Source organism: Micromonospora sp. 4G55, from assembly GCF_016803375.1.
In genome coordinates this window covers 1-8,925 of the sequence record NZ_JAEVHN010000226.1, presented here as the reverse complement: position 1 = coordinate 8,925, position 8,925 = coordinate 1, and the positions used below count along the sequence as shown (strand labels likewise).

General features: G+C 75.2%; 8 protein-coding genes and 1 pseudogene. 7 read left to right on the top strand and 2 right to left on the bottom strand.

Translation table 11 applies throughout. The features are described 5' to 3' along the window. The 5 genes from JNW89_RS18930 to JNW89_RS18910 all read left to right on the top strand — a co-directional run. The coding region (locus JNW89_RS18930; protein WP_238449917.1) for an ABC transporter ATP-binding protein at positions 1 to 1,641 on the top strand (1,641 nt) is incomplete at its 5' end. A 110-nt stretch (positions 1,642 to 1,751) separates the two neighbouring features. Continuing rightward, positions 1,752 to 4,043 (top strand): accessory Sec system translocase SecA2, encoded by a 2,292-nt coding sequence (gene secA2 / locus JNW89_RS18925; RefSeq protein ID WP_238449916.1) that lies wholly within the window; start codon positions 1,752 to 1,754, stop codon positions 4,041 to 4,043. 177 nt (positions 4,044 to 4,220) lie between these two features. Next, a complete protein-coding gene (locus JNW89_RS18920) occupies positions 4,221 to 4,961 on the top strand; it encodes a GAF and ANTAR domain-containing protein (RefSeq protein WP_238449915.1) in 741 nt (246 codons plus the stop codon). A gap of 76 nt (positions 4,962 to 5,037) precedes the next feature. Further along, a complete protein-coding gene (locus JNW89_RS18915) occupies positions 5,038 to 5,544 on the top strand; it encodes a DUF2231 domain-containing protein (protein WP_238449914.1) in 507 nt (168 codons plus the stop codon). A gap of 138 nt (positions 5,545 to 5,682) precedes the next feature. Then, on the top strand, positions 5,683 to 6,441 hold the full coding sequence (locus tag JNW89_RS18910; protein WP_238449913.1) for a class I SAM-dependent methyltransferase: 759 nt from the start codon (positions 5,683 to 5,685) through the stop codon (positions 6,439 to 6,441). A 6-nt stretch (positions 6,442 to 6,447) separates the two neighbouring features. Here the strand turns inward: JNW89_RS18910 and JNW89_RS18905 are convergent. Further along, positions 6,448 to 7,391: pseudogene (locus JNW89_RS18905) on the bottom strand (DUF3500 domain-containing protein). A 9-nt stretch (positions 7,392 to 7,400) separates the two neighbouring features. Continuing rightward, complete coding sequence (locus tag JNW89_RS18900) at positions 7,401 to 7,793, bottom strand: ankyrin repeat domain-containing protein (protein WP_238449066.1); 393 nt, start codon at positions 7,791 to 7,793, stop codon at positions 7,401 to 7,403. A 66-nt stretch (positions 7,794 to 7,859) separates the two neighbouring features. Between JNW89_RS18900 and JNW89_RS18895 the strand changes: the two genes are divergently transcribed. Both JNW89_RS18895 and JNW89_RS18890 read left to right on the top strand, forming a co-directional pair. Then, positions 7,860 to 8,234, top strand: coding sequence for a signal peptidase I (locus tag JNW89_RS18895; RefSeq protein WP_238449067.1), 375 nt, complete (start codon positions 7,860 to 7,862; stop codon positions 8,232 to 8,234). 104 nt (positions 8,235 to 8,338) lie between these two features. Next, complete coding sequence (locus JNW89_RS18890; protein ID WP_238449068.1) at positions 8,339 to 8,788, top strand: cysteine dioxygenase family protein; 450 nt, start codon at positions 8,339 to 8,341, stop codon at positions 8,786 to 8,788. Positions 8,789 to 8,925 lie beyond the last annotated feature (137 nt).

The window sequence follows — 8,925 nt, the reverse complement described above, 5'->3', positions numbered from 1 at the left end:
TGGCGCCGCGCTGGCGCCAGCCGCTGCTCACCCGCCAGGTCGCTGGACCAGATGGCGGCGGCCCGGCCGGTCGCCGGCCTCGTCGCGGTGCTGGTGGCCCTGGTGGTGGCCGGCGCCGCCCTCGGCGGCCTGCGCGACTTCCTGCTGCAACGCACCGCCGAGGGCGTCGTGCTGGGCACCCGGCGCCGGCTCGCCGGACACCTGCTGCGGCTGCCCATCGTCGAGTACGACCGGCGCCGCACCGGCGACCTGCTCTCCCGGGTGGGCTCGGACACCACCCTGCTGCGGGCCGTGGTCACCTCCGGGCTCTTCGAGACGGTCACCGGTGCGGTGATGGTCCTCGGCGCGGCCGGCGCGATGGCCCTGCTCGACCCGGTGCTGTTCGGGGTGACCCTGCTGGGGGTGGCCGCCGGCGTCGGTTTCGCGCTCACCGTGGCCCGCCGGGTGCGCGGGCTGTCCCGCGCCGCCCAGGAGCGCGTCGGGGAGATGACCTCCGCCGTCGAGCGGGCCATCTCCGCCGCCCGGACCATCCGCGCCGCCCGGGCCGAGCACCGCGAGGCCGAGGCGGTCGGCGAGAGCGCCGCCCAGGCGTACGCGGCGGGGCTGCGGGTGGCTCGGGTGCAGGCGGTGGTCGGCCCGGTCAGCACGGTCACCATCCAGGGCGCGTTCCTGCTGGTCCTCGGCGTGGGCGGGGCCCGGGTGGCGGCCGGGGCGATCACCCTCGGCGATCTGGTGGCCTTCGTGATGTTCCTGTTCTTCCTGGTCCTGCCGCTGGGCCAGGCGGTGCACGCGTACACCCAGTTGCAGACCGGGCTGGGCGCGCTGCAGCGGATCGAGGAGGTGCTGGCCGTACCCGCGGAGGACGCCGGGGACGGCGCGGACCCAGCGGCGGCCCCGCCCGCCGGCCGCCCGGCGGCGATCGAGTTCGACCGGGTGGGGTTCGGCTACCCGGACGGTGCCCCGGTGCTGCACGAGGTGAGCTTCACCGTGCCGGCCGGCAGCCGCACCGCCCTGGTCGGCCCCTCCGGAGCCGGCAAGTCGACCCTGCTCGCGCTCGTGGAACGCTTCTACGAGGTCGGCTCCGGGTCGCTGCGGCTCGACGGCGTCGACGTGCGCCGGCTGCCCCGCGACGCCCTGCGGGCCCGGCTCGGCTACGTCGAGCAGGAGGCCCCGGTGCTGGCCGGCACGCTGCGGCAGAACCTGCTGATCGGCGCCCCGGACGCGACCGACGCCGCGCTGCTCGCCGTCCTCGACGAGGTCAACCTCGGCCACCTCGCCGAGCGCACCGACGCCGGGTTGGACGTGCAGGTGGGGGAGGGCGGGGTGCTGCTCTCCGGCGGCGAGCGGCAGCGCCTGGCGATCGCCCGGGCGCTGCTCGCCGGCCCGCCGGTGCTGCTGCTGGACGAGCCGACCAGCAACCTCGACGCGCGCAACGAGGCGGCGCTGCGCCGGGCCATCGACGCGGTGGCCGTGCGGCGCACCCTGCTGATCGTCGCGCACCGGCTCGCCACCGTCGTCGACGCCGACCAGATCGTGGTGCTCGACGGCGGCCGGGTGGTCGCGGTCGGCACCCACGACGAATTGACCGTCACCAGTCCGCTCTACCGGGAGCTGGCCGCCCACCAGCTGCTGGTGAGCTGATCCGGCCCACCGCACCTGACCTGCCCGGACGGGTCGCGACGGGGACAACCGGGACGCCCCGGACGAGCCGGGCAGCGACAGCCCGGCCGGTTCGCGTACCGTTGCCGCTCATGGGTGTGTCGCAACGGTTGAAGAGCAGGTTCCGGCGGTTCCTCCAGCGCCCGGGGACGACGGTCGACCTGGCCCCGCTGGAGAAGTTGCTGCCGCAGATCGCCGCGCGCGAGGACGAGCTGTCCGCCCTCGACGACGCCGAGCTGATCGAGGCCGCCGGCGCCGCCACGGAGTACGCGGAGATCTGCGCGATCGGCCGCGAGGCCGCCCGCCGCGGGCTGGACCAGCGGCCGTACGACGTGCAGCTGCTCGGGGCGATGGCGCTGCTGTCGGGCAAGGTCGCCGAGATGGCCACCGGTGAGGGCAAGACGCTCACCGCCACCATCGCCGCGTACGGGCACGTCCGGCTGGGCAACGGGCCGGTGCACGTGCTCACCGTCAACGACTACCTGGCCCGCCGCGACGCCGAGTGGATGGCGCCGGTCTACCGGCTGCTCGGGCTGACCGTGGGCTGGGTCAACGAGGCCTCCACCCCCGAGGAGCGGCGCGCCGCGTACGCCTGCGACGTGACCTACGTCGCGGTCAGCGAGGCCGGCTTCGACTTCCTCCGCGACCAGCTCGTCACCGACCTCGCCGACCGGGTCCAGCCGCCGCTGAAGACCGCGATCGTGGACGAGGCCGACTCGATCCTGATCGACGAGGCCCGGGTCCCGATGGTGCTCGCCGGCGCGGTCGCCGGCGAGCAGGACCCGGTGCACGCCGCCGCGGCGCTGGTGCGCGGCCTGCGCAAGGGCAAGCACTACACCGTCGCCGAGGACGGCCGCAGCGTGGCGTTCACCGCCGCCGGCCTGGCCACCGTCGAGGCGAAGCTCGGCGGCATCGACCTGTACGACACCGAGCACGTCGGGCAGCTCTCGGCGGTCAACGTGGCGCTGCACGCGCACGCCCTGCTGCACCGCGACGTGGACTACATCGTCCGGGACGGCTCGGTCGAGCTGATCGACGAGATGCGCGGCCGGGTGGCCCAGCGCCGCCGCTGGCCGGACGGCCTGCAGGCGGCGGTCGAGGCCAAGGAGGGCCTGGACGCCACGGCCGAGGGCGAGGTGCTGGGCACCATCACCGTGCAGGCGTACATCGCGCTCTACCCGACGGTCTGCGGGATGACGGCCACCGCCGTGCTCGTCGGCGAGCAGCTGCGCGAGTTCTTCGGCCTCGAGGTGGCGGTGATCCCGCCGAACACCCCCTGCGTCCGGGAGGACGAGCAGGACCGCATCTACGCCACCCGGGCCGAGAAGGAGGAGGCGCTGATCGACGAGATCACGCGCTGCCACCAGGCCGGTCGGCCGGTGCTGGTCGGCACCCTGGACGTCAAGGAGTCCGAGGGGCTGGCCGCCGGCCTGCACGCCGCCGGGGTGCCCTGCGTCGTGCTGAACGCGAAGAACGACGACGAGGAGGCGGCGATCATCGCCGAGGCCGGCGCGTACGGCGCGGTCACCGTCTCCACCCAGATGGCCGGCCGGGGCGTGGACATCCGCCTCGGCGGCAGCGACCAGAGCGACCGGGACCGGGTGGCCGAGCTGGGCGGCCTGTACGTGATCGGCAGCGGCCGGCACGACAGCCGCCGGGTCGACGACCAGCTGCGCGGCCGGGCCGGCCGACAGGGCGACCCGGGTGGCTCGGTCTTCCTCGTCAGCCTGGAGGACGACCTGGTGGTCCGGCACGCCGGCGACGCCGTGCCGGCCTCGCCGCGGATGAACGCCGACGGCCTGGTCACCGACGAGCAGGTGGACTACGCCGTGGAGCACGCCCAGCGGGTGGCCGAGGGCGTCAACCACGAGATCCACCGCAACACCTGGCGGTACAGCGTGGTGATCGAGCAGCAGCGCAAGGCGCTCGCGGAGCGCCGCGAGCGGCTGCTCACCAGCGACGTGGCCGCGCTGATGCTGCTCGACCGGGTGCCGGACAAGGCCGGCGAGATGGACGAGGACCTGCTCGCCCGGGTGGCCCGGTCGATCGCCCTCTACCACCTCGACCGGCTCTGGGCCGAGCACCTGGCCGAGCTCTCCGAGGTACGCGAGGGCGTGCACCTGCGGGCGCTGGGCCGCCTCGACCCGCTGGACGAGTTCCACCGGGCGGCGGTGCCGGCGTTCAACAACCTCGTCCCCGAGATCGAGACCCGCACCATCGCCACCTTCACCGAGACCGAGTTCGACGCCGACTGGGAGCCGGACGCCGCCAAGCTGGTGCGGCCGACCGCCACCTGGACGTACCTGGTCCACGACAACCCGTTCGGCTCGGAGCTGGACCGGCTGATCGCCTCGGTCGGCCGGCGGCTCTCCGCCGCGCGCTGAGCGGTCATCGGGGTCCCTTCCGGCGCGGGTCCGCGCCGGAAGGGACCCCTTTACGCGGTTTCGATCCTGGTTTGCGAGGGTAGAAGCCCGGGGCTCATGAGTCAGGGGAGATCACACGATGGGACAGGCAATGGGGCCGGTCGACGGGGTCGGGCGGCGCGCGAGGGCTGTGCGCCGGTGAACCTGGACATGCGGGAGCCGACGATCGACACCCTCGGCGTGCTGGAGACCGCCGGCCTGCTGCGCGAGCTGACCGCCGGCCTGATCGCGGCCGACGACTTCGACGAGGCGCTGGCCCGGCTGGTACGGATCGCCCGGGACGCCGTACCGGACGTGACCTGGTGCGGCTTCACCGCACTGCGCGCCGGGGAGCCCGCCGGGGTGGCCGCCTCCGACCCCGGCCTGGCGGAGCTGGACGACCTGCGGCACGGCCCGGAGTCGCCGGCGATGAGCGCCATCGGGCGCCGGGAGATGACCGTCGCCCAGGACCTCGCGGTCGAGGAGCGCTGGCCGGGCTGGACGGCCCGGGCGCGGGGCCTCGGGGTACGCGGGGTGATCTCCGCGCCGGTCGACGTCGACGAGCAGGCGATCGGGGTGATCAACCTCTACACCGACTCCGCCGGCACCTTCACCACCCGGCACCAGCTCACCGCGATGTTGCTCGCCGAGCACGCCGGTCTGCTGCTGGCGGCGGTGCGGGACCGGGTCAAGCAGGCCGAGCGCGCCGGTGAGCTGGACGAATCGCTGCTGGAGGAGGGCGTTGTCGGCCAGGCGGTCGGGGTGATCATGACCCAGCGCGGGTGCCCCGCACCGGAGGCCCTCGACGTGCTGCGCAACGCCGCCTCCTCGCTGGACATCCCGCTGCGCGAGGTCGCCGAGCGGCTGGTCGCCACGGTGTCGCGTCCCCGGGAGGGTTGAGCGCGTCGTTTCGTCGGACTGGTGCCCGGGTAGCACCCTGGTTTCGTGACCTGACACGAAACCTGGGGAGGAACCGATGGAGAGCCGGCTGCGGGTGCAGGGGCATCCGATCCAACCGATGCTGGTGACGTTCCCGTTCGGGCTCTTCGTCAGCGCGGTCCTCTTCGACCTCGCCGACGTGGCCGGCGGGCCGGCCTTCCTCGGCGAGGTCGGCTACTGGACGGCGGTCGCCGCCCTGGTCGCCGCCGCGCTCGCCGGGGTGGCCGGCATGGTCGACCTCTGGGACGTCCGGGCCGGCCGGACCCGCCGCACCATGGTCACCTTCAACCTGGTCAACGCCGGCATGGCCGCGCTGTTCCTGCTGGCCTGCCTGATCCGGGCCGACGCGCCGCAGCGCGGCGCCACCGCGGTCCTGGTGTTCACCGAGCTGGTCGCCCTGGCCGTCGGCGCGGTCGGGGTCCGGCTGGGCGCCCGCCTGATGCGCCAGTTCGACGCGGGCCGCCGGGAGCCGAGCGGCTTCGAGGCCCTGGAGGGCGTGCCGGCCGCCGGCGCCACCGTGGAGATCATCCGCCCTCGCGCCTGACCCCGCCGCTGGCTCCGGGCCGCCCGCCGGCCCACGTCGCCGACGTGGCGGTGTCCCCAGGCGGAGGCCGATCCGGGGTCGACCGTGGCCGGCGGAATCCGGTTGTGGGGCACCCCTCGGGCCCGGCAGGGTGGCCGGATGGCAGAGCGTTCCTTCGCCGAACTGGTCGCCGAGGCGGCGGCCGCGCCCGTGCACGGTTGGGACTTCTCCTGGCTCGACGGCCGGGCCACCGAGGAACGCCCGCCGTGGGGCTACGCCCCGCTGGTGGCGGCCCGGCTGGCGGCGGTCTCCGCCGCCCTGGACATCGACACCGGCGGGGGAGAGGTGCTGGCCGAGGCGCCGGCCCCGCCGCCGCTGCTGGTCGCCACCGAGGCCTGGCCGCCCAACGTCGCGGTCGCCCGACGTACGCTGCGCCGGGTCGGCGCCACCGTCGTCCAGGTCGGCCCCGGGTCCGCGCTGCCGTTCCGGGACGCCTCCTTCGACCTCGTCACCAGCCGGCACCCGGTCGAGACCGCGTGGGCCGAGATCGCCCGGGTGCTGCGCCCCGACGGGGCGTACCTGTCCCAGCAGATCGGCCCGGGCACGATGCGGGAGCTGAGCGAGGCGATCCTCGGCCCGCTGCCGCCCCCGACCAGCCGGCAGCCGGAGCGGGCCGTGGCCGCCGCCCGGGCCGCCGGCCTGGCCGTGGTCCGCCTCGAACAGGCCACCCTGCGGGCGGTCTTCCACGACGTCGGCGCGCTGGTCTGGTTCCTGCGCAAGGTCGTCTGGACGGCGCCGGACTTCGACGTGGACCGGCACCGGCCGCAGCTCGCCGCGCTGGACCGGCGGATCCGCGCGGAGGGGGCCTTCGTCGCCCACGCCCGCCGGTTCCTGATCGAGGCGGTCCGGCCGGCCTGACCGGCGTCAGTGGCTGCGGGCGTGGTGGGCGGCGAGCACGTCGGCGCCGAAGTCGCCCGCCGGGCGGCGCAGCACCGTGTGCGCGTGGTTGCCGTCCTCGGTGGTGTTGTCGTACTCGATCAACAGGTCGTCGCCCTGCACCCGGTAGTAGTGCCGCCCACCCCGGCCGGTCGACCCGGCCCAGGCGAAGTGCAGCTCGCCGCCGGCGAGCCGGTCGCCTCGCGGACCGCCAGCTCGGCGGGGAGCCGGTCCAGGTAGAGCGCCACCAGTTGGTCGAGCAGGGCGCGGCCGGTGACGCCGAGCCGGTCGCCGGGCACGCCCAGCGGGGTGAGCGGCCCGTCGATCGACGGCCGGGTGGCGCTCACGATGTCCGCCGGGGCCTCGTCGGCGATGATCGCGGCGGTCCGCCCGGCCGGCCCGATCGCCGCCAGCAGCTCCCGGCCGAGGTCCTCCTCGATGCCGAGCGGGCGGGAGACGGGCCGCCCGGCGTGCCGGACGGTGGCCGGGTTGGCGCCGAGGAAGAGCGGGGCGGGGGAGACCTCGTCGTCGACCACCGTCATGCTCACCGACAGGTGGTGCCCCTCGAACCGCCACGCCCAGCGGTCGTCGCGAGCCGGGTCGCCGTAGAGCGCCACCCAGTAGTCGCCGCTGTGCCGGCCACGTCGCCACTCCTCGGCCCGGTCCAGCACCTCCTCCAGCGCCACCACCGTCATCGCCTGGGCGTACGCCGGTGGGCTCAGCGCGGTGGCCAGCAGCCGGTGCGCGGCCTTGCGCCCGGCGCGGTCCAGGTCGGCCAGGCACACCCCGGGTCGGGGCCGGGGCCGGTACTCCAGCCACCGCCGGCCCTCGTCGTCGAAGGTGTGCCTGGCGGCGGCGCGCGCCGGCTCGTCGAGCGTGGCCAGCAGCGCGCCGGCCGCCGTGCGCATCCGCTCCGGTACGGGATCGTCCATGGTGTCGCCTCAGTGGGAGGTGAGCAGGGTGAGCATCTCCGGCAGGTCGAAGAAGCGGGCGGTCTCCACCGCCGACGGGTCGCCGTGTGTCGGGTCGGCGCCCGCGTCCAGCAGCGCGCGGACCGCCTCGGCGTTCTTGCGGAACACCGCCGCCGCCAGCGCGGTCTGCCCCCGGTCGTTGGCGCGCGAGTGGTCGGCGCCCCGGGCGAGCAGGGCCGCCACCGTCGCCGGTCGGGCGTGGTAGGCGGCCAGGATGAGCAGGGTGTCGCCCTTGTCGTTGGTCATGTTCACCGGCAGGCCGGCGTCGACGTGGCCGCTGAGCTCCTCGGTCTCACCGGCGCGGGCCAGGTCGAACATCCGGTGGGCGAAGGCCAACGTCTCGGCGTCCAGGTCGTCGGTCACCCGTCCAGGCTAGTCGGCCGCCGCGCCCGGCGGACTGGTAGCTTGCCTGCCCACGACGGGAGGGTCATGGACGACGTGTACGTCGGCAACGCGGGTGTGGACGGTGCCACCAACGCCGGTTGGTTGCTCGGGCACTTCATGCCCGCCGGCGACCCCCGGCACAGCGCCGAGGTCGAGGTGAAGTGGGGCGTGCACCCGCCGGGGGAGGCCCGCTCGCGGTGGGCCACCCAGGAGCGGCGGATCGCGCTGCTGGTCCTGGTCAGCGGCCGGTTCCGGGTGGAGTTCCCGGACCGGACGGTGGTGCTGGGCACGCCGGGCGACTACGTGGTGTGGGGCCGCGGGGTGGACCACTGCTGGTACGCCGAGCAGGCGTCGGTGGTGCTGACCGTGCGCTGGCCCTCGGTGCCGGGCTACCGGGTGGACCCGCCGGTCTCGCGCTGATCCCCGGCGTTCGGGTCGGCGTCCCAGCATCCGGTATTACCTACTAAACCCATAGGCTTTGACTCCTATAGTGATGGCCGGACGCATCACCACGGGAGACCGCCATGACCGACCCGCACACCGACCTGCTCGCCGTCGCCGCCTCGTACGCCGACCCGGCCGGCTGGCCGGTGCCGCTGCGCTTCGACCCGGTCGAGCGGTGGTACGCCCGGCTCGCCGGCACCGACTCGCACGAGGTCTGGGCGCTGAGCTGGCTCCCCGGCCAGGGCACCGACCTGCACGACCACGGCGGCTCCTCGGGCGCCTTCCTGGTCGTCGCCGGTGAGCTCACCGAGGAGGCGGTGTCCGGTGGACGGCTGCGCCCGCACCGCCTGGCCGCCGGGGCCGGGCGACGGTTCGGCCCGCGGCACGTGCACGTGGTGACCAACCGCGCCCACCAGCCCGCGGTCAGCGTCCACGTCTACCGGCCCGCGCTGCGCCGGATGACCCGCTACCGGCTCGACGCCGGCCGGCTGCGGGTCGCCGACGTGGCCGAGGCCGGCGTCGCCTGGTGACCCTACCGTCCCCACCCACCCGCCGGCTCGTTCCTGGAAGGACCGCGAGGATGCCGCACCAGCACCACCCGAGTACCGACCGCCCGCCGCTGCCACCACCGGGATCCCGGGGCATCGACGAGATCCTCGCCGCCGCC